Below are 26135 nucleotides of genomic sequence, written 5' to 3' on the forward strand. Positions count from 1 at the left end.
TATGAAGGAGCTCAATTTCTGGGTTTTACAGATCATAAAGAAATGTTAAGCGTCACTAACGATCACTTCTAGTAGCGGATCTCCGCAACAAAGAGTAAATTTATCACAGCTGGTAGTGTTGTTTTAAACCCTCAGGTTCATTAAATTTGAGGATGCGCAAATTCTATTTTATTTCCATATTATTCCTGATCACTTTATCCTGCGAAGACCGTGAACCCGATCCGGTTTTAACTCCGGTGTGGCTCGAAGCCAGAATTGCGGAGCTCGAAGAGTCGGGCTGTGTAGGATGCACCATTAAAAGATACACCTACAAGGAGGAGTTTTTTTACCACGTATACTGCAATTACTGGTCGTGTATCGATTGCGAAATTTACCATTTCGATGGTGAGCCGGTAGACTGGGAAATCGTTGATCGCGCTGATTTCTGGGAAAATAAAACACGTCAGATATTGCTTTGGGAGTGTCCTGCCGATTCTACTGCGCAGCCCTGAAATTTACGATCAGATTATTTTTCTTTGAATTAAGCCACAATTTCAACCCGATTGCCTTCCGGATCGAGAATAACACTTTCGTAATAACCGTCGCCGGTAATTCGGGGCTCACTGATCACCTTAAAACTGTCCTTGCGTAATTCTTCGGTCAGCTCTTTTACCCTGGTGATGGAACCCACCTGAATGGCAAAATGAATGATGCCCGAATGCTGTTTGATCGGGTCGTTCTTCGATTTTGGAATGTTTGGCATTTCCATGAGTTCAATCCGGCAATCTCCGTCGAAAGTGAGGAAATAGGAGCGAAACTCCCGGCTGTGGTTGTAGTATATTTCGGAAGAAGAAGCGTCGAAATAATGCATGTAAAAATTTCGGAGACCTTCCAGATTGTAGGTCCAGATTCCTAAGTGTTCTATTCTCATGGTTTTCGTTTTATGTCCTTTTAAATTTACAAAAGGTTTTGTTTAAAAGCCATAGGCACCATTAATTTTTAATTTCCCATTCCTTAAAAAACTGTTCCAAAAAATCTTCCATGAACTGATGACGGGCTTGGGCAATCTGAACTGCCGTTTTGGTATTCAGCCTGTCTTTTAACAACAGTAGTTTCTCGTAAAAGTGATTGATAGTAGGGGCTGTTGTTTTTTTGTATTCATCAAAACTGGTATGCATTTCGGGTTGAACAGCCGGATCGTAGATCAAACGGTTTTTATTTCCTCCATAAGCAAAAGTGCGCGCAATTCCAATGGCGCCAATGGCATCAAGTCGATCGGCATCCTGAACGATTTTGGCCTCAATCGAACTTGCCGGTGTAGCAACTCCGGCTCCTTTGTACGATACTTCGTGGATGATTTGCAGTACCTTCTGAGTTTCTTCATCCGGCAAATCCATTTTCATCAGCCAGACCGAAGTAAGCGATTCTTCAGAACCTCCGTTAAGTTTCCAGTCGTCAAGATCGTGCAACAAGGCCGCCAGTTCAATAATAAAAGAGTCTCCATCTTCGGTTTGAGCTATTTTTAATGCCAGGTTTTTTACACGATAAATGTGCCACCAGTCGTGCCCCGATCCTTCTGCCTCAAAGTGGTTTTTAATGTATTGCCTGGTAGCTTTCAGGATGTAATTGTATCGAATATTCGTATTCATGATTCAAATTTTGTCAAATATAAACAATCCCAAAAGCATAATAAAAGTTAATATTTTCCCCAATTTCTTCGTAATATGCTGATATCCAGTGCTGGAATGCCAAAGAAGCCTGAATGCGACCTGAGTCACCGTATCAGGAAATAGTTTTTTTCTAATTTTGCAGCCAATAAGTATTTGTAATCGTTTATAAAAGCGAGAGTTACGAATCAGACAGTGAGAGGGATATCTATGACATATAATAATAAATTGACTTTACCGGCGATGTTTGAACATGCCGTAAAGACTTATTCAGATAAAACTTCCATCGTATTTGCCGGTGATAAGGACTACACTTACCGCGAGATGGGAGAGGAGGTTGATTTGTTGGCCGAAATGCTTTTGGAACTTGGAGTTGCAAAAGGCGACAAAGTGGCCATATTGAGCACCAACATGCCAAACTGGGGAAAAGTATTTTTTGCCATTTCAAAAGTTGGAGCCGTGGCCGTGCCTATTTTGCCCGATTTTCATACACGTGAAATTTACACCATAATAGAACATTCCGAATCAAAGATTTTGTTTGTTTCTGAAGGATTGTATCACAGCGTAGGAACGGAAACCGGCGATCTTTTATCAGCTATGGTTTTAATGGAGAATTTTGCGATTATTCCAAAAGCAACTCCTGCCGACCATCTGAAAATTCTGGAGTCGTCGTTGCCGGTAAAAGTGGAGAAATTTGATGGGGTTTCTGTTGAAGAAGAAGATCTTGCATCCATCATTTATACTTCCGGAACAACCGGAAATTCAAAGGGAGTGATGTTAACACACAAGAACCTGATTTGGACAGCACGTCAGAGCAGGACTTTGCAAAAGATCAATTCCGATGACCGGTTTTTATCGATTTTGCCACTTTCACATACACTCGAAAATACCGTTGGATTTCTGTTACCGATAATGTACGGTGCATCTGTTCATTACCTGAAGAAACCTCCTGTGGCTTCTGTGTTGATGCCGGCTTTTCAAAAAGTTAAACCGACAGTAATGCTTTCGGTGCCACTTATTATCGAAAAAGTTTATCGTTCGAAAGTGTTGCCGACTTTTCAGAAAAATGCGTTAATGCGTTTTCTGAGTTCTTTTGCACCGACGCGAATTGTATTGCATAAGATAGCCGCTAAGAAACTGATGAAAACGTTTGGCGGACAACTGCACTTTTTTGGAATAGGTGGCTCAAAACTCGACGATGCCGTTGAGCGTTTTCTGTATGAAGGTGGTTTCCCTTACGCCATTGGTTACGGCCTTACCGAAACCGCGCCACTTTTAGCTGGGGCAGTTGGTAAAAACAGGGCAGTCGGATCGACCGGAATCGCGATGGAAGGTGTTTCGCTGCGTATTGCCGATCCTGATCCAAAAACCGGTGAAGGCGAAATACAGGCCAAAGGCGAAAATGTGATGAAAGGGTATTACAAAGCTCCGGATATTACGAAGGATGTATTTACGGAAGATGGTTGGTTCAGAACCGGCGACCGTGGAATGTTCGATAAGAATAATCGCTTGCACATTAAAGGCCGTATAAAGACCATGATTGTTGGGGCAAGCGGAGAAAATATATACCCTGAAGAAATTGAATCAGTGATCAACAAAATGCGTTTTGTGCTGGAGTCGCTGGTGGTGGAGAAAAAAGGGAAACTGGTGGCTATGATTCATTTGAACAGGGAAGAAATTGAAGAGCAGTTTCAGCACCTGAAACTGGAAGCTAAACAGTATATCTCTGATAAATCGGATGAAATATTGAATGAAATCCACAAAAAGGTGAATCAGGAAGTTAACAAGTTTTCAAGGATCAGCCAGGTAGTTCTGCAGCCGATGCCTTTTGAACGTACACCTACAAAGAAAATCAAGCGCTTTTTATACGCTTAGTTACAAAGATATTAATGCAAAGGAAAGCTTTATCGAAGGCTTTCCTTTTTTTGTTACAGGTCTTCAGATTTTGTTAATTTTGTAGCCACAAAAATCGCAAAGTAAATGGTAACCGAATCGAGATATAGTGCCAGGGGAGTTTCGGCTTCAAAAGAAGATGTTCATGCGGCCATTAAAAATGTAGATAAAGGATTGTATCCCAAAGCATTTTGCAAGATCGTTCCCGATATTTTGGGAGGCGATGCCGATTGGTGCAACATTATGCATGCCGACGGAGCAGGAACGAAATCATCGCTGGCGTACATGTACTGGAAAGAAACCGGGGATATTTCGGTTTGGAAAGGCATTGCACAGGATGCACTTATCATGAATGTGGATGACCTGCTTTGCGTAGGTGCAACCGATAATATTTTGGTATCATCAACCATCGGGCGAAACAAAAACAACATTCCGGGCGAAGTAATTGCCGCCATTATTAACGGTACCGAAGAATTGCTGGCCACACTTCGCGAAATGGGGATCAACATTTATTCAACCGGTGGCGAAACTGCCGACGTTGGCGACCTGGTTCGTACTATTATTGTTGATTCGACGGTGACCTGCCGCATGAAAAGAGAGGATGTGGTTTCGGCCGATCAAATAAAAGCCGGCGATGTAATTGTTGGGCTTTCTTCTTCGGGACAAGCAACTTACGAAGATGAATACAACGGAGGAATGGGCAGCAACGGTTTAACCTCGGCCCGCCACGATGTTTTTGCCAGTTACCTGGCCGAAAAATATCCCGAAAGTTTTGATCCGCAGGTTCCTTCCGAGCTGGTTTATTCAGGAAAGAAAAAGCTTGACGAAGCGATTGAAGGACTTGGAATTGATGCAGGCAAGTTGGTGTTATCGCCAACACGTACCTATGCGCCGGTAATCAAAAAAGTACTCGACAAGTATCGGAAACAAATTTCAGGAATGATACATTGTTCGGGTGGTGCACAAACCAAAGTGCTGCATTTTGTTGATGGAGTTCATGTAATTAAAGATAACATGTTCCCGGTTCCACCGCTTTTTAGTATGATTCAGGAGCAGTCGGGAACCGATTGGAAAGAAATGTATAAGGTGTTCAACATGGGGCACCGTTACGAGATATATTGTGGTGCCGATGTGGCGGATGAAATCATCGGGATTTCGAAATCGTTTAACATTGATGCGCAAATTATTGGAAAAGTGGAGCCGTCCGAGGGTAAGAAACTTACCATTAAGTCGGAGAACGGCACTTTTGAATATTGATAGACAAAGAAGATGGCAGAGTACGCATTATTAGAGAAGTTTGAAACGATAAAACACCGCTTTGAAGAAGTGGAGCAGCAAATTACCGATCCGGAAGTAATTGCTGATATGAAACGCTATGTGAAGCTGAATCAGGAATACAAAAACCTGCAAAAGCTGGTTGCTAAGTTTCAGGAATACAAAAACCTGGTGGACAATATTGAAACCGGGAAAGAAATGCTGGCAGAAGAAAGTGATGAAGAAATGCGTGAGATGGCGCGTGATGAGATCGAGGATTCACAGGCAAAACTTCCGGAGATTGAAAAAGAGATCAAGTTATTGCTTGTTCCTGCCGACCCGGAAGATGGTAAAAACGCTATTCTTGAAATTCGTGCCGGTACAGGTGGCGATGAAGCTAGTATTTTTGCCGGCGACCTATTCCGTATGTATTCCAAGTTTTGTGAAAGCAAAGGCTGGCGTATGGAGGTGACCAATGCCAATGAAGGTACCGCAGGTGGTTTCAAGGAAATTGTTGCCAATATTACCGGCGAAGGTGTATATGGAATAATGAAATACGAATCGGGCGTGCACCGGGTACAGCGTGTACCACAAACCGAAACGCAGGGACGTGTGCATACTTCGGCAGCTACGGTTGCTGTTTTGCCCGAGGCTGATGAATTTGATGTGGAACTGAAGAATGAAGACATCCGTCGCGATGAATACTGTTCGTCGGGACCGGGTGGACAGTCGGTAAACACCACGTATTCGGCTATTCGTTTAACGCACATTCCAACCGGAATTGTGGTAACCTGCCAGGATCAGAAATCGAAATTGAAGAACCTGGACAAAGCGATGGCCGAATTGCGTACACGTTTGTACAACATGGAATACCAGAAATATGTAGATGAAATTTCATCGAAACGTAAAACCATGGTATCTACCGGCGACCGTTCGGCAAAAATCCGTACCTACAACTGGCCGCAGGGTCGTGTAACCGATCACCGTATCAACCTCACATTGTACAACCTGCAGGCGATCATCAACGGTGAAATCAACGAGATCATCGAGAAGCTGATGTTCGAGGAGAATGCTGAGAAACTGAAAGAAGCAGAAATCTAATAAATAAAGGAAGTCTCCTGACTTCAGACTATTCAATATGAATCAACAACAACTTTTTGAACAGATACAAAAGAAACGCAGCTTTCTTTGTGTTGGTCTGGATACCGATATCCAAAAAATACCACAACATTTACTCGATACTTCCGATCCGATGTTTTCTTTCAACAAGGAAATTATCGACTCCACAGCCGAGTTTGCAGTAGCTTACAAACCCAACCTGGCCTTTTACGAAAGTCAGGGATCGAGGGGAGTGGTGAGTCTGGAAAAGACAGTTTCGTATGTAAAATCGAAGTACCCGAACATCTTTATTATTGCTGATGCGAAACGCGGTGATATCGGGAATACATCCAATCTGTATGCGCGTGCGTTTTTCGATAAGCAAAAGTACGATGCGGTTACTGTTGCTCCATACATGGGTGAAGATTCGGTAAAACCATTTATGACCTATCCTGAAAAATGGGTGATTTTGCTGGCATTGACTTCGAATCAGGGAGCGGCCGATTTTCAGTTAATTGAGAACAAAGAAACCGGTGATAAGCTTTTTGAAACGGTGCTGAAAACGTCGCAAAACTGGGGAACTGAGGAGAACCTGATGTATGTAGTTGGTGCCACAAAAGCTGAAAAATTAAAAGAGATCCGTGAAATTGTTCCGAACCATTTTCTCTTGGTCCCGGGTGTTGGTGCACAGGGAGGCAGCCTGCAGGAAGTAGCTAAAAATGGTATGAACGGCAAATGCGGCTTGCTCGTGAATTCATCGAGGGGAATTATTTATGCTTCACCCGATGTTGATTTTGCCGGGAAAGCAAGAGATGCAGCTCAAAAAGTTCAAAAGGAAATGGAAGTGTTGCTTGCTGAAGCAGGTCTGATTTAGAAGTAAATTTTAATGAAAATATTTAGGGTAGCAGTTTGAAATTGCTACCCTTTTCTTTTTGTCTTCTTCTGAAGACCAATGTTTTTTAACGTCATCCTGTCCGTCAGCTGACGGATTCAGGATCTAATTGCCAGATTCCGAAATATTCCGATAACTATCGGGACGGAGTGACGATTTAACAGGATTAAATAGAATTAAATCTGTTCCCAGCCTTTACGATAGGTATGTCGTATCCATTCGTCAGCCATTCCAAGGGCAGGCAGCGTTGCATAATCTTTATTAAAACGAGGATCGCCATTGACGATTTCAAAATTATCCTTGGTAAGAATACGCAGTTCATCAGAGGGTGAAATGTTTGTAAAACGCATATTTGGACCATCCCATTTTAATTTGCGTTTCAGGCTCTGCAAGCGAACGGCCAAAACGCCCATTACTACCATTTCGTTTAATGGCCCGGCGTAGCTGAAATTCGAAGAAGCTTCCACCCGGCTGTTTTTGTTCTCTTTACAGGCACGAATCCAGTCTTGTTCATGTCCGCCTTCCATTGCGTTCGGAATTCTTCTGATTATCATTTTCGGGGGTTCAAAATTTGCCGTTTCCGAAGTTGGCAACAAGGTTGGATTAGCAGCATAAGTCCCGCACATGATCTTTCCTCGTGTTCCGTAAAAAATGCAGCCACCGTCATCGTCGCCCATTTGTTCGCCGTCTCTTAGTTCATCGGGTCGCGGAGGCATAAAACCTCCGTCGTACCAGTTAACCGTAACTTCGGGCATGGCTACTTTTGGTAAGTTGTCGCGTCGTGGAAATTCGTAACGCACAAATTCGGCATTCGGTGCCGAATCATTATTGAATGCTGTTGAACTTCCCTCAACACTATCGGGATATTGCAGGTTGAGCGCTTTAAAAACAGGATCGAGAATGTGACAGCCCATATCACCAAGAGCACCGGTTCCAAAATCCCACCAGCCACGCCAGTTCCACGGGTGATAAACCGGATTGTATTCCCTGAACGGTGCCGGACCGATAAATAAATCCCAGTCAAGGGTTTTAGGGACACGTTTGCTTTTTTCGGGTCGCGATAATCCCTGGGGCCAAATTGGGCGGTTGGTCCAGGTGTCAACATGGGTGACTTCACCAATCGTTCCTGCCCAAATCCATTCGCAAATTTGACGGATGCCTTCCGCTGAGTTTCCCTGGTTACCCATCTGCGTAGCAACGCCATATCGTTGAGCAGTTTCGGCTAAAATCCGCGATTCATAAACCGAATGAGTCAGTGGTTTTTGCAGAAAAACATGTTTCCCTTCACGCATCGCCATCAACGCAGGAAGTGCGTGTGTGTGGTCGGGTGTGGCAATCATCACGGCATCAATGTCTTTTTGCTGCTCAAACATCACCCTGAAATCTTTGTATTGCGTGGCTCTGTGCCACCGTGGAAAAGCATTTCTCCCTGCATATTCCCAGTCCACATCGCAAAGGGCGACAATGTTCTCGGTTTCCATGAATTTCAGGTTGGTGAATCCTTTTCCGCCGACACCAATCCCGGCAATATTCAGTTTATCGCTGGGTGCTTTGTGTCCGAAACCGGCAATCACATTCGAAGGTAAAATGGTTGCTGCAGCAACTCCTGCTGAAGCTGTAGTGATAAATTTTCTGCGTGATAATGTTCCCATGTGTTGTTTTTCAAAACCTTGCGGAAAAATAGAAAAAATATAGAGTACTGCCTATTATTTTAGAAAATTGAAGAAAGATTAACAAAATTTTACGTGTGTTAAGAACGGTGGTCCGTTGAAAGGAAAGAAAAAAGGCCGTACCTTACAGTACAGCCCTTAAAAACTATCATGACGTTTTATCTCTATTAAACCTCTATCGGTAATATTACGGCATCGATCACGTGAATGATTCCATTGGATGCTGAAATGTTAATCATTGGTTTATCGTCTTCATCAGTTCCAATATTGGCGGTGTTACCAATTGCCCAGATAATTCCCATATTGTCTACCTTAAAGGAAGCCTCTTCAAGTAAAGTTTGAATAGTGCGCGGGTTATTCTTTGGTACTACACTGTGAGCAGCGCTGCGTCTGTCTGTTACATGGTATAACAACACATTTAAAACCAGTTCTGCATCGAGATCGGTTATGGCGCTAATACCTAATGTTGAGTAAAGTGAATCAAATGCAGCATCTGTCGGTGCAAACACGGTGTACTGGTCTGTTCCATTCAGAAACATATCTACCAGTCCTGTTCCCAAGCTGTCATATACGTATAACAACGCAGCAACCAGTTCTTCAAATTCGCCGTCGTCGATGAGCGCAATTTCTGCGATGCTCAAGTCACCTTTTTTCAACGCTTTTCCGGCTTTCAATTCCATATCTTCCGAAACTGTTGGCACATAATCATCACTTGGCTTGTCACAACTTACTGTCATCAACCCATTTCCCAATATGGTTGCAAGTGCAAAAATTCGTAAGTTCAATTTTTTAATAAGATTTAGAGTTTTTATTTTCTTTAATTTTTAAATGTTACACTCACTATAACTTTGAATGAATTAAAATGTTTAAAAAATAAATTGAAAAAATAAACAATATGATTTAAATACATTTTTATTAGGAGTTTAAACTATTTGTTAAAAAAAGTTAAATAAGTTTTATGTGATTGGAGCCATTTGTTGTTTTCCGGATTTCTCTTAAAAATGAATGCATTAATCACATACGTTTATTCTACTTATCTTTAGCTGATAAAATTGATCAAGATCGCATGTCAAAACTCAAAGATTTCCTAAAAGATAAATTTCTGATCACCAAAGTCCGAAACCGGATGTATCCTTCGGTACAGATAGAACAACGAAACATGTACCTGCAGTACCGTAAGATGTTGCTCGATAATCATCTCCCGAAACTGAATGAAACAGGATTTCGGGTGTACTCACAATTCGAGGAAGACGGAAAACTGTTGTTTATTTTTTCGTTGCTGGGAATGACGAACAAACGTTTTGTTGAGATTGGCTCTGATGATGGGGTGAACAGCAATTCGGCCAACCTGTATTTTAATTTCGGCTGGTATGGTTTGTTTATCGATGGGAATTCCAAAAGTATCAGTCGGGGCAAAATTTTTTTCAGTAAATACCCGCACCCGTGGTTTTATCAGCCTAAATTTACCTGCGCTAAAGTGACCCGCGAAAATGTAAATGAGTTGATCCAGGAATCGGGTTTTAAAGGTGAAATTGGTTTATTATCGATCGATATTGACGGCAACGACTATTGGATCTGGGATGCCATCAACATCGTCGATCCCCAGGTGGTGATTATTGAAACGCACAACGAATTTGGAATGAATAACATCGTTGTTCCTTATGATCCCGATTATTATTTCCCCGGGAAGCATCCGGTTTATCATGGAGCATCACCGGTGGCCATGAATAAGCTGGCCAATAGAAAAGGCTATCGTTTGATTGGTGCCAACGAACTTGGTTTCAACTTTATTTTTGTACGTAAAAATCTCCTCGAAAAAGAGCTGCCCGAAGTAAGTGTTGAATCTCTGCTGACACATCCTTCGGTGGAAGAAGGTTATAAAAAATTTGAAGAGATCAAGGGCTGGAAATATTTGGAGGGATAGTTTATAAAAAAAGCTCCGAATCTCTTCGAAGCTTCTTTGTTTGGGTGGAAGACCGGATTTGAACCGGCGACCTCTGGAACCACAATCCAGCGTTCTAACCAACTGAACTACATCCACCATTTGATTAGCGGGTGCAAATATAAATATTTTATTTGTTCGTCAACTTAAAATTACCAAAAAACAAAATTCCATTCCGAATTTCAGGTAATTTCCAAAAAAAATAAATACACATATTGTGATAATCGTTGCAACCCCTGTATCTTTTTCTTGTCGTTAATAATGAAAGTTGCACAATTGGGAAACAAGGCGCACATACATAAAAACATAATTGAGGCATGTAAAAAAGGAAATGAGAGTGCCCGTTACCAGTTGTATCAGCTGTATGCAAAGGCTATGTACAACGTGAGTTACCGTATGATGAACAACCGCGAAGAGGCTGAAGATATGTTGCAGGATGCATTTACACAGGCTTTTATGAAACTCGACTCGTTTCGATACGATTCCAGCTTCGGTTCGTGGTTAAAACGCATTGTTGTAAACACGTGTATTAATGCCATGAATAAAAGAAAAGTTGAACTAACGTATTGCGAAGAGGTGTATTCAGGTAATGTTTTCGAAGAAGTGGAAGCAGAACCACGTTATACGGTTCAACTTGTGAACAGGGCTATGGAACAATTACCCGAAGGAAGCCGAATGGTTTTTTCGCTTTACCTGATGGAAGGATACGACCATGGCGAAATTGCCCAGATTATGGGCATTACAGAGTCGACCTCGAAAAGCCAGTACATGCGAGCAAAACGAAAGGTGGCCGAATTATTAAAAGGATTTACAGAAGATTAACGGATACTACTAAAATCGGATAACGATGAAGAAAGACAGGTTAGAGGAATTTGTGAGTGCCAATCGCGAAGAGTTCGATTTTCGGGAACCATCGCCGGAACTTTGGAAGAAGATCGCGGAGAATACCAGCCGTAAAAAGGTAGTCCCGTTCAGAACTTATTTTATGCGTATTGCCGCTGTTTTGGTGATTGCACTTGTCAGTACCGTTTTGGTTTGGCAATCAGGTATATTATCGTCGAATATGATGGCCCGTAATGCCGATCCGGAAATCGTGGAATTGATGGAAACCGAAGCTTATTATTCGCACCAGGTGGATAAAAAACTCAAGGAAATAAAGAAATGTTACTATACCTATCCGGAATTGAAAAGTGAAATCGAGACCGATCTCAACGAACTGGAAGATATGTACAAAGTCTTGAAAACCGATCTGGATGAAAATATCTCGAACAAAAGTGTTATTGAAGCCATGATCGAGAACAATCGCTATAGGTTAAAACTTTGCGACGACGTATTGGAGCAAATTAATTGTTAAGAAAGGAGTAATCCATGAAGAGTTACATTATAGCAGGATATTTCATTTGGGTGTTTGGTCTGATTTCGTTCTCGTCAAAGGCGCAGTTCAGCGATACCCGTCAGGTGGTCCGTCAATTTTCTGTGTCACCCGAAACCCAGATTGAAATTGCCAATAAGTACGGTAAAATTGATATCAATACCTGGGATAAGGATTCTGCAGTGTTCGAGATCAGTATCAGGGTTGAGGAGAAGAAGCTCTCGAAACTCGAAGAATCCATGCGGAACATTGAATTCGATGTCACCAGCAGCGTGAATTACCTGATTGTACGAACCGAAGTGGAGAAAAACAAGGGAGGTTTGGCGAAGGAGTTTAAGAAGTTTAAAGAGACTTTGCTGAGTTCCGACGGAAATATTCAGGTGGATTATACGGTTTGGATCCCCGAAACCAACCGACTGAAAATTGAAAATAAATTTGGCGATATTTTTATTGGTGATTATAAGGGAGAAGTTTGGATCAACCTGTCGAACGGAAACCTGAAAGCCAATGACTTTTACAATAATATCGATCTGACGCTGAACTTTGCCGATGCCACCATCAATACAATAAAACAGGGACGCTTAGATTGTAATTTTAGCGAGCTCTATTTAAAAGAAGCAGAATCGATTCGCATTATCAGTAAATCTACCGAGTTCGATTTGCAGGAAGTGATGGAACTGAATGCCGAGTCGCGTCGTGATAAGTTTCGTATTCAGCACGCCGACCTATTGGATGCACAGGGAAGTTTCTCCAATTTCAGAATAAAAGAACTTACCGACAGGGCAAATATCAGGGCCGAATATGGCGACATTGAAATTAACGAAACCGCTTCCGATTTCGGAGGCATGATCATTCAGTCAAAGTCAACCGATATCAGTTTATACTTCAACCGCGAATCTTCGTTCAATTTCGAAATCAACCGAACAAAGACCGTTCTATCGCTGGATGAAACCATGAATGTTACCGATGAAACGATAAGCGAAGATGAAAAAACAGTTACGATGAAAGGTAGTTTTGGCGAGTCTTCTGAAGCCGCTCCAAAACTCAATATTACTTCGGATTCGGGAAGTTTGAGTATTCGCTCGAAATAATTTTCACTTTTTTAAAGAAAAGTTGCAACCCTCAAAAAAATCACCTGTCCCTATAAATGAAAACAATTCGATGACCAACTGAGGTCGCCAGCCTCAGGTCGTGAAAACAATTAAACAAGAACAGAAAAATTTTTAATCATGAAAACAATTACACCACTTTTGTTTGCAGGTATTATTGCACTTCTTTCCACCAGCTGTCTCGATCGAATTAACGTTACAGGAAACGGACATCCGGCCAGCGAAACACGAACAGTTACCAGTTTTAGTAAAGTAAAATCGGATGGAGATTTCAAAGTGTATATTACCAACAGCGAAGAAGCTGAAATTACACTCCGGGCCGACGAAAACCTGCTACAGTACATCGAGACATATGTGTCTGGTGAAACACTGCATATCGATATCGATGGAATACACAGTGTAAAAGCAGTTGTACCAATGGAAGTTTATATCTACACGCCACAGCTGGAAGGAATTGTACAGAGTGGATCGGGTACCATTATTTCGGATTATTTCGACAGCGATCATTTCGATCTCATACTTTCGGGATCGGGAAGAGTAGATGCTGAATTTGGGGCCGAATCAGCTGACATATTGCTCTCAGGATCGGGCAGAATAAACGTTGCGGGTAGTTTGGATGAAGCTCAACTAACAATTAGCGGTTCGGGCGATGTAAAAGGTATCAACATGCAGGTTAAAAGCTGTCACACTTTAACCTCAGGATCTGGAAATATGTGGATCAATGTTGAGGATTATCTTGATGTACGAATCTCGGGAAGTGGCAATGTTTATTATGACGGAAATCCGCGTATCGACACCAGCATTTCCGGCTCTGGAAACATCGTCAGTTATCACCAATAAAAAACCTCAGCCTTATGAAAAAAGCATTCCTTATACTATTTGTCGTTTTGCCTACCCTTGGATTTGCTCAGCTTTTTGAAAATGCGATTGGTATCCGCGGTGGTTTAACAGCCGGTTTCGAATACCGCTTTTATACCGACGATGCCAATTCATACAAATTCCTGCTGGGAACACGCGATGGAGGTGTTCAGTTTTATGCTTTTAAGGAATTTCATCAGTACGACCTTTTTGAATTTTCAGATCGCCTGGTGCTGTTTTACGGTGCCGGGATGCACATCGGTTACGAGCAATGGGACAAACATTACGTGGAGGGTAACACCAGTTGGTACGAAGATAGAACCGCATTTTTGGCCGGGCTCGATGGTTTGGTCGGTGTCGAATACCTTTTTTATGAAGTCCCGCTTTCGCTGGGTTTCGAGGTTAAACCATACTTCGATCTCCTAGGTCGCGAGATGTTCAATGTGCAACTCTTCGACTTTGCCTTTACCGTGAAATATCTATTTTAAAAACAATTAAACATATTCAGAAAAATGAAACAATTAAGCATTGTACTTGTGTTAATTATGGCCGCGTTCTATGCCGGCGCACAAGACGACTACACAAACGATGAGGTGGAAACCATTTTTACAAAACGAAAAAGTAACGGGGGTTACGGTGCATTTTCGTTGGGTTATTCGCAAATTGCCGGCCGCGATGCACTGATCAGCGGAGCCCGTGGAGCATTTATTTTCGATCACTCCTTTGCCATTGGTTTGGGAGGATATGGTTTTGTCAACAACCTCGATTACAGCAGCTACAGTCACGATAATCCTGAAGACCGATTTATGCTGGCCGGTGGTTATGGTGGACTGTTTATTGAATCCATAATTGCAGGAACAAAACCCGTTCATGTTTCATTCCCTATACTGGTGGGAATGGGAGGCATTGCCCTCGTTGAAAACACAGGCTGGGGTTGGGAATGGGACATCGATCCATATCATACTGGACATGAATATGATCACGACCTGTTTTTTGTGGTCGAACCTGCAGTAGAACTTGAATTTAATCTTACCCGGTTTTTCAGAGCTGCAGCATATGCCAGCTATCGTTTTACTTCAGAAATAGAATTGTACGAAACAGATGATGATGTGTTGAATGGATTTAATTTTGGAATGACTTTCAAATTTGGGAAGTTTTAGGAGGAGTGAGTTTTTCAGAAAATGCCGGGGCAATTTTGTTCCGGCATTTTTGTGAAGGCACTTTTTGCATGGATTGACTCCCTCAGTTTCGTGTGTATAAAGTATATTGCGGTGTCATTCTGAACTTGTTTCAGGATCTATTTCGACTTCCTGTTTATTACAGCATTTCTACTTAATTCATTATTTTTGCCGCTTCAGTCATTAATATGAAAAACAAAAACTTTCTGGCTTATGCATCGGCTTTGGGAGCGGCTTTTTTTTGGAGTTTCTCCTTTATCTGGTTTAAAATTGCCTATCTGGGTTACGAACCGATAACCGTTGTAATTTTCAGACTTGCCATTTCTGCGGTGTTGATGGGAGTCATCGCCGGGGCTTTGAAACGCTTTCAACTGCCTGCAAAAAAAGACATATGGCTGTTTATTCTAATGTCGTTGTTCGAGCCTTTTCTGTATTTTATTGGCGAAAGCTATGGTTTAATGTACATTTCGTCAACCGTTGCTGCGGTAATCGTGGCCACTATTCCGCTGTTTACGCCGGTGGCTGCCTGGTTTTTTCACCGCGAGAAAGTTCGCTGGATGAACATTGTCGGGCTGCTGTTTTCATTCATCGGGGTAGGTTTAGTGGTATTAAACGGCTCTTTTCGTTTCGATGCTTCGCCACTTGGCGTTGCACTCGAATTTATGGCTGTATTTGCCGCTATTTCTTATTCCATAGTTTTGCGAAGCCTGGTGGGACGTTACAATACCATGTCAATCATTGCCTGGCAAAACATTATTGGAGTTGTGATGTTTTTGCCACTTTGGCTGGGATTCGAATTTCAGGATTTTATAAGTAAGCCTTTTCATCCGCAGGCTTTTCGCGCCATAGTTTTTCTGGCGGTTTTTTCTTCAACGCTGGGCTTCGTTTTTTTTACACAGGCTATCCGGAATTTAGGTGTTAACCTCTCGAATACATTTATTAACCTGATTCCGGTTTTTGTGGCAATCCTTTCATTTTTTATTTTGAAGGACAATCTTGGTATTCAGCAAATCGTAGGAATTGTGATTGTTGTTTCAGGTTTGTTCCTGGCACAAATCAGGCAACGACGAAAGAAAAGTAGTTTGGGAACGATGGAATTCAGTACACAGCGAAAAGGATAGAAAAAGTATTCAGTTGGCAGTTGCAGTATGCAGTTTATAGTAAATTAACTTTATGAAAAAAGTAGAGTACAAAACGCCCGATCAATTAAAAATACTAACCGATAAAAACCGGGTGGAAACTGCTGCGTTTCTGAAAAAACTAAAAAAGAAAAAGCCCAAGAACCTTGATGATGTGGTTCATGAATTGCACGTAGAGGCTTTTTCCGAATTCGACTGCCTCGATTGTGCGAATTGCTGTAAAACTATCGGTCCGCGACTGATAGATAAAGATGTGGAACGTCTGGCCAAACATTTAAAAATGAAGCCGTCGGAGATTATGGATCAATACATCGAGGTTGACGAAGACGGCGACATGATCTTTAGGGAACATCCCTGCCCGTTTTTATTGCCCGACAATTATTGCATGGTTTACGAAAGCCGGCCGCGTGCTTGCCGCGAATATCCGCACACCGACCGAAAACGTTTTTACCAGATACTGAACCTTACACTCAAGAATTGCGAAACCTGCCCAGTGGTTTGCGATATTGTTGAAGAACTTAAGAGGAGGGAATGGTGAATTATCAAAATCCAATAGTAACAATGGTTGACATTGCCTATCAGGTGCATTACAAAACCATACTTCAGGATATAAATATTGAAATTGGTAAAGGTGAAACTGTAGTAATCACAGGTCCTTCAGGTAGTGGAAAAACCACACTTCTTAACATTACAGGTCGAAAACTACAACCAACTTCAGGGCAAATTTCATTTGCTGAGGAAATAACTTCAAAGATTGTGTCGCAACAGGACGATTTTCTGTCGGCATCCGGGTTGCGGGTTTCCTATTACAGCCAGCGCTATGAAAAACCCAACGAAGAAATGGTTCCGGACGTTAAGGAATACTTATTCAAAAAAGTTACCGGAATCTCACAAAAAGATCAAGTTACAATTTTGCAGGAACTGGAAATTGAATATTTGCTGGATCGTAAAATATTGTCGCTCAGCAACGGCGAACGAAAACGCGTTCAACTGGCAGAAGCTTTGTTACAAAAACCCGATCTGCTACTTTTCGATCAGCCTTTTGTGGGACTGGATGTGCACGCACGCGAAACACTTTTTCGACTTCTTGAAAATCAAAAGCAAGCAGGTATTACACTTGTCCTGGTGAGCGAATCCGGTCTCATTCCGACATTTTCGGATCGTTTAATTGAATTGGTACTTAACGAAGATAAACCGCAACACCTCCGAAACGGATCTGATGCTTTAGAAGATAAAGGATCAAATGTTTATCCGAATCTGGAGACGAAGGAAAAACAAACTTACAATTCCATCGTTAAAATGCGCAATGTTAAAGTTACCTTTGGTGGTGAAACTGTTTTGTCGGATATCAACTGGGAAGTAAAACCGGGCGAAAAGTGGCTTTTGCAAGGACATAACGGTGCCGGCAAAACAACATTACTTAGCCTGATCTCGGCCGATAATCCGCAGGGCTATGTCAACGATCTGGTGCTTTTCGACCGCAAACGCGGAAGCGGTGAAAGCATTTGGGAGATAAAGGAGAAAATAGGATTTGTATCGCCCGAGTTGCACCTTTATTTTCTGCGCCGGCGCGGCTTGTACAATGCGGCAGCGTCAACCCAGGTAAGTTCTTCTTCGATGAAATGCCTCGATGTTGTACTATCCGGATTTAAAGATGAAGTTGGTTTCTCCACAAGCGATTCGCATATTGAAGTGCAAATAGCAAAAAAATGGCTGCATCTTCTGGATATGGAACATCTGGCGGCAGCTCCTTTTTTACATGCTTCCCTGGGTGAACAACGGATAATTCTTTTGGCACGGGCACTTATAAAATCACCCGATCTTTTGATTTTGGATGAACCGTGCCAGGGGCTGGATTCGTCGCAAATTGAACGTTTCACTTCAATCCTGAACGATAGTTGTTTTAAAAATCACACCACCCTGATTTATGTCACACACCGAAAGGAAGAGGTTCCTTCGTGCGTTACACATTTTCTGGAGTTGGAAAAAGGTCGGATAACCGGTTCGGGTAATTTTAATTAAAATGTACTGCAACTGATGCTGAAATTTATCCTTCTGTTACAATTCCTCAACTCCCCAAAACTTATTAATTGAATTCCACGGTACAATATTTGGCCTTTTAAAGTTTCGCCGAACAGCAGCAATCGGTTCACCTCTCACTTCAATATCATCGAGATCTGAGGGTTGCATCCCGGTTTTCATGGCCCAGGCGAATGTTGGAATTTCCTGTGGCTCAAATCCCATGATGTTGGCAGCTACTATATCGGTTGCCAGTGGATTGGTTCCGGCAATGATCAAATCCATTTTTACCACTTCACCTTCCGAAGGCCCGTCCCCTTCCATAGCCATCGAAGCATCAACAACAGTCAATCCCATCTTGCTGGCCCGCACCATGTCCACAATTTCATAAGCAATGCCTTGCGAGTTCTTTTCGGCAGCCCGGTCGTGTAAAAAAGAACGTACCGAATAATAAACGCTGCCGGGATAAACACCGATCAGGTTTTTCATTCCAAGTGTAACTGTGGCCAGCACATGCGTTTTCATCATAGGGACCGAACAAAGCAGGTCGGTTTCTGCCACTGATTTATGAAACGTTATTTTATCGAACAATAATCCGTTTCCTAACTTCAATTCCTTCATTTCCCCCGAGTGAAGATTAATCAACGGGATGTCGAGTTCTTTAGCGAGGGCGGTATATCCCAGCTGGTCGAAAACATGTTGTTGCATCGGATCCAGAATCTCTGATTTTTTGGTGCGATATTGAATATTGTTCTTAAAGTTGAATTCCTCTGCAGCTGCCGATCCCTCTCCAATACAAACCTCTTTTCCGGCTGTTTTGAAGATTTCAGCCAGCGCCCTTATAACTTCAGGTTTTGTGGTACATGCCGGGTCGGGTGAGACAAGGTTTGGCTTAAGCATGATCCGCTGTTTTCCGTTTAAGACCTGTTCTGTTCCGCCAATCAGTTGAATGGCTGTATCAACAGCTTTTTTAATATTTCTCTGCTTGATTTTTACCACGCTGACTATGGCCGGATTGGTGAAGGGATACACGCCTGCAGCTAATGCAAGTGCACCGGCCAGTGATGTCTTTACAAAGTCTCTCCGGTTAAAAGTTGAATGATCCATGGTTTTTAAGTAAGTTTATACAAGTTACAAAAAATGAATGGGAATCCTTTGAACCAATAAGCTATGGGATACAATGGAATGGGTTACCAGCGTTGGATAGCAACGATGAAGCCCCGAAAATTTCTCTCGAAACGTAGCAAACCTGACGGCGGAGGCGGAGAGGCCCGTCGCTCGCAGGATATCGGCGAATTTTATCACATTAAAAAGCGCGATTTTAGTACGCTTGGTAAGAAGAAATATTCTGAGAGCGACAAAAAAAGAATTCTGTCTAAACTGATAAATCAGAAACACATTCAAAACATTGGCTTTGGAATTGGTCTTATTATCGTCGCGATTTTGGTAGCACTGATCTTCCATTACGTCATTACCAAATTGAACTGGTTTTAAAACTCCAAATTATACTATTTAATTACCTTTGGCGTTCTATTGAAAATTAGTATCGCGGATGAAGCGAAAGGTTTACCTTATTTTATTACTCGGAATACTTGCATTGACCGGCCGGGCACAGATTGGAGGGGAATACACCTATCAATTTCTGGAACTTACCAATTCGGCCCGGATTGCCGCACTGGGAGGTACACAAGTCGCTATTTCCGATTCACTGGATTTAAACCTGCCATACCACAATCCATCCTTGCTTCACGGCCAGATGAGTGACCGCGTTTTAGTGAATTATGTGAATTACCTGGTCGATGTGAATTATGGCTATGCCTCATATGCTCAATCGTATGAGGGAATTGGCAATTTTGCAGTGGGGATGCACTATATCAATTACGGAAAATTTGAAGAAGCGCTCGAGAACGGAGAGCTTACAGGAGCGACCTTTAAAGCGGCTGAATATGCACTGAATCTAATCTACTCGAACAGTTACCAGCGCCTGAGGTACGGGGTGAATTTGAAACCGATATTTTCATCTTTCGAAAGTTACCAATCTTTTGGTATCGCTGCCGATCTGGGCTTGAATTTCAGCAGTAAATCGCAACTGACAACCATAGGGATCGTGGCCCGAAATTTAGGAACACAGATTACCACTTATTACCAGGATGGTAAACGTGAGAAAATTCCCTTTAACCTGGAAGTGGGAGTCAGTCAGCGCCTGAAACATGCTCCGATTATTTTTTCAGCTACACTGCAGCACCTCAATCACTGGGATCTTTCCAATCCCGAAGAAGAACTGGATTTTTCTACCGAAACGATCTATGAATACGATGAAAAATTTGTGAAGCAGTTTATGCGGCACATGGTTTTTGGAGTCGAGTTCCTTCCTTCGGAAAATTTTATTCTGCGTGCCGGATATAATTACCAGCGCCGTCAGGAACTAAAATTCGAAGAGAAGGCATCAACGGTTGGATTTTCCGCCGGATTTGGACTGCGCATCAAACGTTTCAGGCTCGATTACGGCATTTCGCGTTTTCACCTCGCCGGATCATCCAACCTCTTCTCGATTACGATCGACCTGAACGACAATTTTTAGAAAAGGACTAATTTCTCTTAAATAATTCTCATCTTTGTTAGCTAAAATCATATGAGCACGAAAAAGATCATAATTGCAATCGACGGGCATTCGTCGTGCGGGAAAAGTACGATGGCCAAGCAACTGGCGCAAAAACTGGGTTATGTTTATATCGATACCGGTGCCATGTACCGCGTGGTTACACTTGTGGCGCTGCGTAAGGGCTGGATCGAAAATAAAGTTCCGGACAAAGCAAAAGTGATCGATGGATTAAAGGACATCAAAATTACGTTTCAGTGGGATGAAAAACAGGGGAAAAACACCACTTTTCTTAACGGAGAAAATGTGGAGGAAGAAATTCGCAGGTTGGAAGTTTCTGAAAATGTAAGCCCCATTAGTACCATTGCCGAAGTGCGTGCTGAAATGGTTCATCAGCAGCGTGAAAATGGAAAAGAAAAAGGGATTGTGATGGACGGCCGTGATATCGGTACTGTTGTTTTTCCGAATGCCGAACTGAAAATTTTCATGACTGCGTCGCCCGAAATCAGAGCAGAGCGCCGTTACAAAGAGCTGAAAGAAAAAGGATTGGACGTAAATTTCGAGGAAGTACTCTCCAATGTTGAAGGCCGCGACAAGATTGATTCCACTCGCGAAGTAAGTCCGCTTAAACAAGCTGGCGATGCAATTGTTTTGGATACTAGTTACATGACACGTGAAGAACAATTGGAGTGGACAATAAACAAAGTTAAAGAAAGAATAGAGGGATGATAGTTGAGATTGACAGACGTTCAGGATTTTGTTTTGGAGTGATAAACGCGATTAAGGAAGCGGAAAATGAATTGAAGCGGGAAGGCAGTCTCTATTGTTTGGGCGACATTGTCCACAATGGAATGGAGGTTGAACGTCTCGAGAAAATGGGCTTAAAATCGATATCCAAGGAAGAATACTTCAACTTAAGCAACTGTAAGGTTTTGATACGTGCTCACGGTGAGCCGCCGGAAACTTATGAGCATGCTAAAAAAAATAATATTGAACTGATTGATGCGACCTGCCCGGTGGTGATCACCTTGCAGGAAAAAGTAAAAGGATCGTACCTGAAAAACAATCAGCAAGAAGGGCAGGTGGTGATTTATGGTAAAAAAGGCCACGCCGAAATTATTGGACTTAATGGCCAAACCGATAACAATGCAGTCGTGATCGAAAGCATGGCGGATGTTGAAAAGGTGGATCCGACTCGTCCGGTAGCGTTGTATTCGCAAACCACCAAACGTATTGAAGACTTTTACGACATTGCTCAAAGCGTAAAAACAAAAATGCAACCCGGGGTTCCGCTTGAAATTAAAGACACGATCTGTCGTCAGGTGTCGAACCGTGTGCCCAACCTAAAAAAGTTTGCAACCCGTTTCGATCTCATTCTTTTTATCGCCGGCGAAAAAAGTTCCAACGGACGTTACCTCTACACCATTTGCAAAGAGGAAAATCCACGTTCGTACAAAATTGCCACCATCGACGAAATTCATCCCGAATGGTTCGAAGGAGTTAATTCCGTGGGCATTTGCGGAGCCACTTCAACACCAAACTGGCTAATGGAAGAAGCTGCAAAATGGGTACACGAAAAGTTTGATTGATTTTTCAGTAAACTACTGCTTCCGGGTTTTTTAGTTATTTTTAGCCTTGGTAAAACTACCATATGGCTCAACATTATGCACAGGTAATATTGCCCCTTTCATTACACGACGCCTACACATATAAAGTGCCGCAGGCCCTGGAAAATGCTGTGGCTCCGGGTAAACGCGTCATCGTTCAGTTTGGGAAACGAAAACTGTATGCCGCCCTGGTGGCTGCAGTTACTGCCACAAAACCTGAAAATGTTGATGAACTAAAGGAAATTCAGGAGATTTTGGACGATCATCCGGTTGTACTACCTAAAAATTTTGAACTGTGGCACTGGATGGCACAATATTATTGCTGCACACTTGGCGATGTTTTTCGTGCCGCACTTCCAACCGGGCTAAAACTCGAAAGCAAATCGAAGGTGTTTTTAACGGGTGTGGATGAAGAAGTTTCACTTTCTGAGGATGAAGTTTTGATGCTTCGTGAAATTGAGAATGAAACAAATATTTTGGCAGAACTTCAGCGAAAACTGGGCACGCGCTTTTCGTATTCAACCCTGAAAACATTAATGAAGAAAAACCTGGTTTATGCCGAGGAGAAAATCAGCAGGAAATACCGCCCCAAAACCGAATCGTACTTAAAACTGAATTCCATAATCAATTCAGAAAAAGAGTTAACTGATAAGTTTGAGTTGTTAAAGCGGGCCAAAAAACAGGAAGCTTTGTTGCAGCATTTTTGTGCCGCGACCAATTTATTTGAACCCGATGCATTGCCCGAGATTGCAAAAAAAGAATTGCTTGACGGAACAAATTTTTCTCCAGCGCTGGTAAAAGGATTGGTTGAAAAAAAGATTCTGGTTGAATATCAAAAACAAGTTTCGCGGCTCGATGAAGAGAAAATCGATCAGGTAAGTATTAATTTGCTGAATAAATACCAGGCTAAAGCGCTGGAAGAAATCAAGCATGAATTTGATACCAAACAGGTGGTATTGATCCACGGAATTACGGCAAGCGGAAAAACGGAGATTTATATTCATCTGATCGACGAAATCATGAAATCGGGTAAACAGGCACTTTACCTGGTTCCTGAAATTGCACTGACCACACAGATCATTCAGCGCTTAAAAAATGTTTTCGGACAAAAAGTAGGTATTTATCACTCGAAGCTCAATAGCCAAGAGCGGGTTGAAATATGGGAAAAGACTTTGCTTTTTGAGGAGAAACCGGACGAAGGTTACCAGGTAATTCTCGGAGCACGTTCCGGGGTATTTCTGCCTTTTTCCAGGCTCGGGCTGATCATAGTTGACGAGGAGCACGAAAACTCGTTCAAACAGTTCGATCCGGCTCCGCGTTACAATGCCCGCGACATGGCGGTAGTCATGGGCTATCAAAACCGGGCCAAAGTGGTTTTGGGATCGGCAACTCCTTCGTATGAATCGTACTACAATGCACTTACGGGAAAGTATGGGCTGGTAAATTTGACGAAACGGCATGCCGATGTTGAATTGCCCGAAATAATTGTGGCCGATATGAAACGTGCTTATAAACGTAAAGAGATGCGCTCGGTGCTTACGCCACAATTGTACGAACTGATGGAGACTGCACTCGAGAACCGGGAGCAGGTAATTCTATTTCAGAACCGGCGCGGTTATTCACCGTTCGTCGAGTGTTTTACCTGCGGGCACATTCCAAAATGCGAGCGTTGCGATGTGAGTCTTACCTATCATAAATACAAGCGGCGATTGACTTGTCATTATTGTGGGTTCAGCTATCAATTGCCCGACAAATGCGAAGAGTGTGGTTCGCCCGAAATTAAAACGCGCGGCTTTGGAACCGAAAAAATCGAGGACGAGATCAAGCAACTTTTCCGAAATGCCCGGGTCGATCGGATGGATATGGATACCACACAATCGAAAAATGCATTCGAAAAAATTGTTGGTAAGCTCGAAAATCAAAAAACGGACATTCTAATCGGAACGCAAATGGTTACCAAGGGTCTCGATTTTGATCACGTTAGTGTGGTCGGGATTTTAAATGCCGATAACCTGATCAATTTCCCCGATTTCAGGGCGCACGAAAGAGCCTTTCAACTGATTTCGCAAGTGGCGGGCCGGGCCGGAAGAAAACACAAACAGGGAAAAGTGGTTATTCAAACCACGCAGCCCGAGCATCCTTTAATCGGACTGATCGGCAGGCAGAACTACAAAGCAACCTTGAAAGAACAGTTTGAAGAGCGTCAGTTATTTAAATATCCGCCTTTTTACCGTTTGATGAAGATAGTTGTCAAGCACAAAAATCTCGAGACAGTCGATCGGGTGGCACAACAACTGGCTAATCTGCTTCGGAAAAATAAATCGCTGCAGATACTTGGCCCCGAATTCCCCATGATCAGCCGGATCCAGTTGTGGCATCACAAAGAAATCTGGATAAAGATTGATAGGAAACTCCCGCTCGATCAGGTAAAAACCGGAATCATGCAAGCAGTAAAAATCGTGAAATCTGCTCCTTCCAACAGCAGTAGTCAGATCAATATCGACGTCGATCCCTTTTAGATAACTCGTCGTGAAATATCCGGCATGCTTTTCTAAAAAGAATACCGTTGTTTTCAGGATTGAAATGATTGAAGAGGTTGATAAGATTGAATCAATTTGCATCAATTTGTTTTCGATCTGCATCAATCTTTGATTACTCTTTTCAGGCTTGTTCAACGAAGTGTAATTTTCTTTTAATCTCACGTTCGTTTTATGTTCCATCGCATTTTTCGGGCATGGATTTTTTTATAGATTTGTAGCCTTAACACATTTTTGTGAACAGTAAAGACGTAAATCAAATTTTTAAGCAGTTTTCCCGCATGCGGGTTCTAGTGATCGGCGACGCAATGCTCGACACTTATTTGTGGGGCAAGGTTGAACGTTTGTCGCCTGAAGCACCGGTACCAATTGTTTCGGTAACACGTCGCGAAAACCGGCTTGGCGGCGCGGCCAACGTAAGTCGTAATATTCAGGCTTTGGGGGCAACACCAATTCTTTTTTCGGTAATCGGCGACGATGATAACGGCAAGGAATTCGAAAGTCTGCTGGTAAAACGCGAATTGAGCAACAAGGGAATTATGGTCGATCCTTCGAGGAATACGACGGTAAAAAACCGGATCATCAGTAGCGGGAAACAGATTGTGCGTGTGGATGAGGAGTCAACCAGTTATATTTCTCCGGAAATGGAGCAAAAGCTGATCGACGCTATTTTGCAGGAAATTGAGGATAATAAAATTGATGTGATTGTTTTTGTTGACTACGACAAGGGCATTATAACGCCCAACTTGTTTGAATTGATCAACAAAGTAGCAATCGAAAAAAATATTCCAACGGCCGTTGATCCAAAACGACGGAATTTCTGGAACTACAAGAATGTGAGTCTGTTCAAACCCAATTTTAAGGAGTTTGTTGAAGGCATCGGGCAGCCAATTGCCAAGGACGATCTGGAAACCATAAAAGCGTATGCCGACGATTTCAAGCAAAAGCAGAACCTGAAACTTATCTTTATTACCCTTTCTGAACTTGGCGTATTTATCAGCAACGGAGTTAAGGAGCAGTATTACCCGGTAGTAATCCGCGATATTGCAGATGTTTCGGGAGCTGGTGACACGGTGATCGGTGTGGCCAGTCTGGCCATGGCAGCAGGCCTCTCACCAAAGGTTATGGCACTGATGTCGAACCTGGCCGGAGGACTGGTTTGTGAGAAAGTTGGCGTGGTTCCGGTCGACAGCGAGCAGCTTCGAAAAGAGATGAAATCCACTAAGTACTAAACAAGTTATTAACGAAATAGTCGTTAATAGTATCCTGATAACCCGTTGATAAAAAATAGACACAGGTTTTTGTGATTTTGTTACCTTTGA

At 42.5% G+C, this 26135-nt stretch carries 26 protein-coding genes and 1 tRNA gene; 21 read left to right on the forward strand and 6 right to left on the reverse strand.

Features of this window, described 5'->3' with window-relative positions; all coding sequences use genetic code 11:
• The first annotated feature begins 152 nt into the window (after positions 1-152).
• Positions 153-491, forward strand: coding sequence for a hypothetical protein (locus tag WFY05_RS13240; RefSeq protein ID WP_340113368.1), 339 nt, complete (start codon positions 153-155; stop codon positions 489-491).
• Positions 492-520: 29 nt separating this feature from the next.
• Here WFY05_RS13240 and WFY05_RS13245 read toward each other — a convergent pair whose 3' ends face one another.
• Both WFY05_RS13245 and WFY05_RS13250 read right to left on the reverse strand, forming a co-directional pair.
• Positions 521-910, reverse strand: a complete 390-nt coding sequence (locus tag WFY05_RS13245; RefSeq protein WP_340113369.1) for a VOC family protein — start codon at positions 908-910, stop codon at positions 521-523.
• A 61-nt stretch (positions 911-971) separates the two neighbouring features.
• Positions 972-1628 carry an HD domain-containing protein gene (locus WFY05_RS13250; protein ID WP_340113370.1) on the reverse strand — a complete coding sequence of 219 codons (657 nt, stop codon included), beginning with the start codon at positions 1626-1628 and terminating at the stop codon, positions 972-974.
• Positions 1629-1856: 228 nt separating this feature from the next.
• Between WFY05_RS13250 and WFY05_RS13255 the strand changes: the two genes are divergently transcribed.
• The 4 genes from WFY05_RS13255 (at position 1857) to pyrF (ending at position 6765) form a co-directional block, all read left to right on the forward strand.
• Positions 1857-3521, forward strand: coding sequence for an AMP-binding protein (locus WFY05_RS13255; RefSeq protein WP_340113371.1), 1665 nt, complete (start codon positions 1857-1859; stop codon positions 3519-3521).
• A gap of 105 nt (positions 3522-3626) precedes the next feature.
• Positions 3627-4796: an AIR synthase related protein gene (locus tag WFY05_RS13260; protein WP_340113372.1), complete on the forward strand. Its 1170-nt coding sequence runs from the start codon at positions 3627-3629 to the stop codon at positions 4794-4796.
• Positions 4797-4808: 12 nt separating this feature from the next.
• On the forward strand, positions 4809-5894 hold the full coding sequence (gene prfA, locus WFY05_RS13265) for a peptide chain release factor 1 (RefSeq protein ID WP_340113373.1): 1086 nt from the start codon (positions 4809-4811) through the stop codon (positions 5892-5894).
• Positions 5895-5931: 37 nt separating this feature from the next.
• A complete protein-coding gene (gene pyrF / locus WFY05_RS13270) occupies positions 5932-6765 on the forward strand; it encodes an orotidine-5'-phosphate decarboxylase (protein WP_340113374.1) in 834 nt (277 codons plus the stop codon).
• 194 nt (positions 6766-6959) lie between these two features.
• Here pyrF and WFY05_RS13275 read toward each other — a convergent pair whose 3' ends face one another.
• A complete protein-coding gene (locus WFY05_RS13275; RefSeq protein ID WP_340113375.1) occupies positions 6960-8435 on the reverse strand; it encodes a glycoside 3-dehydrogenase in 1476 nt (491 codons plus the stop codon).
• 185 nt (positions 8436-8620) lie between these two features.
• A complete protein-coding gene (locus WFY05_RS13280) occupies positions 8621-9238 on the reverse strand; it encodes a fasciclin domain-containing protein (RefSeq protein ID WP_340113376.1) in 618 nt (205 codons plus the stop codon).
• Positions 9239-9519: 281 nt separating this feature from the next.
• Between WFY05_RS13280 and WFY05_RS13285 the strand changes: the two genes are divergently transcribed.
• The gene (locus WFY05_RS13285; protein ID WP_340113377.1) at positions 9520-10377 is read left to right on the forward strand and encodes a hypothetical protein; all 858 of its coding nucleotides are present in this window, start codon (positions 9520-9522) and stop codon (positions 10375-10377) included.
• A 42-nt stretch (positions 10378-10419) separates the two neighbouring features.
• On the opposite strand, the gene WFY05_RS13290 is transcribed toward WFY05_RS13285, so the two are convergent.
• Positions 10420-10495: transfer RNA gene (locus tag WFY05_RS13290), tRNA-His, on the reverse strand.
• A 161-nt stretch (positions 10496-10656) separates the two neighbouring features.
• Here WFY05_RS13290 and WFY05_RS13295 point away from each other — a divergent pair.
• From WFY05_RS13295 to WFY05_RS13335, 9 genes are all read left to right on the forward strand, one after another.
• On the forward strand, positions 10657-11217 hold the full coding sequence (locus tag WFY05_RS13295; protein WP_340113378.1) for an RNA polymerase sigma factor: 561 nt from the start codon (positions 10657-10659) through the stop codon (positions 11215-11217).
• Positions 11218-11242: 25 nt separating this feature from the next.
• Positions 11243-11749, forward strand: coding sequence for a hypothetical protein (locus WFY05_RS13300; RefSeq protein ID WP_340113379.1), 507 nt, complete (start codon positions 11243-11245; stop codon positions 11747-11749).
• A gap of 14 nt (positions 11750-11763) precedes the next feature.
• On the forward strand, positions 11764-12858 hold the full coding sequence (locus WFY05_RS13305) for a hypothetical protein (RefSeq protein ID WP_340113380.1): 1095 nt from the start codon (positions 11764-11766) through the stop codon (positions 12856-12858).
• A 138-nt stretch (positions 12859-12996) separates the two neighbouring features.
• Complete coding sequence (locus WFY05_RS13310) at positions 12997-13716, forward strand: head GIN domain-containing protein (protein ID WP_340113381.1); 720 nt, start codon at positions 12997-12999, stop codon at positions 13714-13716.
• A 14-nt stretch (positions 13717-13730) separates the two neighbouring features.
• The gene (locus WFY05_RS13315; protein ID WP_340113382.1) at positions 13731-14222 is read left to right on the forward strand and encodes a hypothetical protein; all 492 of its coding nucleotides are present in this window, start codon (positions 13731-13733) and stop codon (positions 14220-14222) included.
• A 24-nt stretch (positions 14223-14246) separates the two neighbouring features.
• Positions 14247-14894, forward strand: a complete 648-nt coding sequence (locus WFY05_RS13320) for a hypothetical protein (RefSeq protein ID WP_340113383.1) — start codon at positions 14247-14249, stop codon at positions 14892-14894.
• A 206-nt stretch (positions 14895-15100) separates the two neighbouring features.
• A complete protein-coding gene (locus tag WFY05_RS13325; RefSeq protein ID WP_340113384.1) occupies positions 15101-16033 on the forward strand; it encodes a DMT family transporter in 933 nt (310 codons plus the stop codon).
• A gap of 52 nt (positions 16034-16085) precedes the next feature.
• The gene (locus tag WFY05_RS13330) at positions 16086-16589 is read left to right on the forward strand and encodes a YkgJ family cysteine cluster protein (RefSeq protein ID WP_340113385.1); all 504 of its coding nucleotides are present in this window, start codon (positions 16086-16088) and stop codon (positions 16587-16589) included.
• Positions 16583-18073, forward strand: coding sequence for an ATP-binding cassette domain-containing protein (locus WFY05_RS13335; protein ID WP_340113386.1), 1491 nt, complete (start codon positions 16583-16585; stop codon positions 18071-18073). The genes WFY05_RS13330 and WFY05_RS13335 overlap by 7 nt, the downstream gene beginning before the upstream one ends.
• Positions 18074-18109: 36 nt before the next feature.
• Here the strand turns inward: WFY05_RS13335 and WFY05_RS13340 are convergent, their stop codons facing one another.
• Positions 18110-19177, reverse strand: a complete 1068-nt coding sequence (locus tag WFY05_RS13340) for a DUF362 domain-containing protein (protein WP_340113387.1) — start codon at positions 19175-19177, stop codon at positions 18110-18112.
• A gap of 63 nt (positions 19178-19240) precedes the next feature.
• On the opposite strand from WFY05_RS13340, the gene WFY05_RS13345 reads away from it, so the two are divergent.
• From WFY05_RS13345 to WFY05_RS13370, 6 genes are all read left to right on the forward strand, one after another.
• The gene (locus tag WFY05_RS13345) at positions 19241-19564 is read left to right on the forward strand and encodes a hypothetical protein (protein WP_340113388.1); all 324 of its coding nucleotides are present in this window, start codon (positions 19241-19243) and stop codon (positions 19562-19564) included.
• A gap of 58 nt (positions 19565-19622) precedes the next feature.
• Entirely contained in the window at positions 19623-20651 is a 1029-nt protein-coding gene (gene porQ, locus WFY05_RS13350; protein ID WP_340113389.1) for a type IX secretion system protein PorQ, read from the forward strand.
• A 51-nt stretch (positions 20652-20702) separates the two neighbouring features.
• Positions 20703-21398 carry a (d)CMP kinase gene (gene cmk, locus WFY05_RS13355; protein WP_340113390.1) on the forward strand — a complete coding sequence of 232 codons (696 nt, stop codon included), beginning with the start codon at positions 20703-20705 and terminating at the stop codon, positions 21396-21398.
• Entirely contained in the window at positions 21395-22258 is an 864-nt protein-coding gene (locus WFY05_RS13360) for a 4-hydroxy-3-methylbut-2-enyl diphosphate reductase (RefSeq protein WP_340113391.1), read from the forward strand. The genes cmk and WFY05_RS13360 overlap by 4 nt, the downstream gene beginning before the upstream one ends.
• A 62-nt stretch (positions 22259-22320) precedes the next feature.
• Positions 22321-24795, forward strand: coding sequence for a replication restart helicase PriA (gene priA, locus WFY05_RS13365; protein ID WP_340113392.1), 2475 nt, complete (start codon positions 22321-22323; stop codon positions 24793-24795).
• A gap of 299 nt (positions 24796-25094) precedes the next feature.
• Complete coding sequence (locus tag WFY05_RS13370) at positions 25095-26045, forward strand: bifunctional heptose 7-phosphate kinase/heptose 1-phosphate adenyltransferase (protein ID WP_340113393.1); 951 nt, start codon at positions 25095-25097, stop codon at positions 26043-26045.
• The last annotated feature ends 90 nt before the right edge of the window (positions 26046-26135 follow it).

Source organism: Maribellus mangrovi (assembly GCF_037646455.1).
GTDB lineage: Bacteria > Bacteroidota > Bacteroidia > Bacteroidales > Prolixibacteraceae > Draconibacterium > Draconibacterium mangrovi_A.

Coding starts and splice junctions, on each gene's coding strand:
- WFY05_RS13285 (WP_340113377.1), top strand. CDS start 9,520: ATGTCAAAACTCAAAGATTTCCTAAAAGATAAATTTCTGATCACCAAA.
- WFY05_RS13330 (WP_340113385.1), top strand. CDS start 16,086: ATGAAAAAAGTAGAGTACAAAACGCCCGATCAATTAAAAATACTAACC.
- WFY05_RS13305 (WP_340113380.1), top strand. CDS start 11,764: ATGAAGAGTTACATTATAGCAGGATATTTCATTTGGGTGTTTGGTCTG.
- WFY05_RS13335 (WP_340113386.1), top strand. CDS start 16,583: ATGGTGAATTATCAAAATCCAATAGTAACAATGGTTGACATTGCCTAT.
- WFY05_RS13240 (WP_340113368.1), top strand. CDS start 153: ATGCGCAAATTCTATTTTATTTCCATATTATTCCTGATCACTTTATCC.
- WFY05_RS13320 (WP_340113383.1), top strand. CDS start 14,247: ATGAAACAATTAAGCATTGTACTTGTGTTAATTATGGCCGCGTTCTAT.
- WFY05_RS13370 (WP_340113393.1), top strand. CDS start 25,095: ATGCGGGTTCTAGTGATCGGCGACGCAATGCTCGACACTTATTTGTGG.
- WFY05_RS13315 (WP_340113382.1), top strand. CDS start 13,731: ATGAAAAAAGCATTCCTTATACTATTTGTCGTTTTGCCTACCCTTGGA.
- WFY05_RS13245 (WP_340113369.1), bottom strand. CDS start 910: ATGAGAATAGAACACTTAGGAATCTGGACCTACAATCTGGAAGGTCTC.
- WFY05_RS13255 (WP_340113371.1), top strand. CDS start 1,857: ATGACATATAATAATAAATTGACTTTACCGGCGATGTTTGAACATGCC.
- WFY05_RS13345 (WP_340113388.1), top strand. CDS start 19,241: ATGGGATACAATGGAATGGGTTACCAGCGTTGGATAGCAACGATGAAG.
- WFY05_RS13325 (WP_340113384.1), top strand. CDS start 15,101: ATGAAAAACAAAAACTTTCTGGCTTATGCATCGGCTTTGGGAGCGGCT.
- priA (WP_340113392.1), top strand. CDS start 22,321: ATGGCTCAACATTATGCACAGGTAATATTGCCCCTTTCATTACACGAC.
- WFY05_RS13300 (WP_340113379.1), top strand. CDS start 11,243: ATGAAGAAAGACAGGTTAGAGGAATTTGTGAGTGCCAATCGCGAAGAG.
- WFY05_RS13260 (WP_340113372.1), top strand. CDS start 3,627: ATGGTAACCGAATCGAGATATAGTGCCAGGGGAGTTTCGGCTTCAAAA.
- porQ (WP_340113389.1), top strand. CDS start 19,623: ATGAAGCGAAAGGTTTACCTTATTTTATTACTCGGAATACTTGCATTG.
- cmk (WP_340113390.1), top strand. CDS start 20,703: ATGAGCACGAAAAAGATCATAATTGCAATCGACGGGCATTCGTCGTGC.
- WFY05_RS13360 (WP_340113391.1), top strand. CDS start 21,395: ATGATAGTTGAGATTGACAGACGTTCAGGATTTTGTTTTGGAGTGATA.
- WFY05_RS13250 (WP_340113370.1), bottom strand. CDS start 1,628: ATGAATACGAATATTCGATACAATTACATCCTGAAAGCTACCAGGCAA.
- prfA (WP_340113373.1), top strand. CDS start 4,809: ATGGCAGAGTACGCATTATTAGAGAAGTTTGAAACGATAAAACACCGC.
- WFY05_RS13340 (WP_340113387.1), bottom strand. CDS start 19,177: ATGGATCATTCAACTTTTAACCGGAGAGACTTTGTAAAGACATCACTG.
- WFY05_RS13295 (WP_340113378.1), top strand. CDS start 10,657: ATGAAAGTTGCACAATTGGGAAACAAGGCGCACATACATAAAAACATA.
- WFY05_RS13310 (WP_340113381.1), top strand. CDS start 12,997: ATGAAAACAATTACACCACTTTTGTTTGCAGGTATTATTGCACTTCTT.
- pyrF (WP_340113374.1), top strand. CDS start 5,932: ATGAATCAACAACAACTTTTTGAACAGATACAAAAGAAACGCAGCTTT.
- WFY05_RS13275 (WP_340113375.1), bottom strand. CDS start 8,435: ATGGGAACATTATCACGCAGAAAATTTATCACTACAGCTTCAGCAGGA.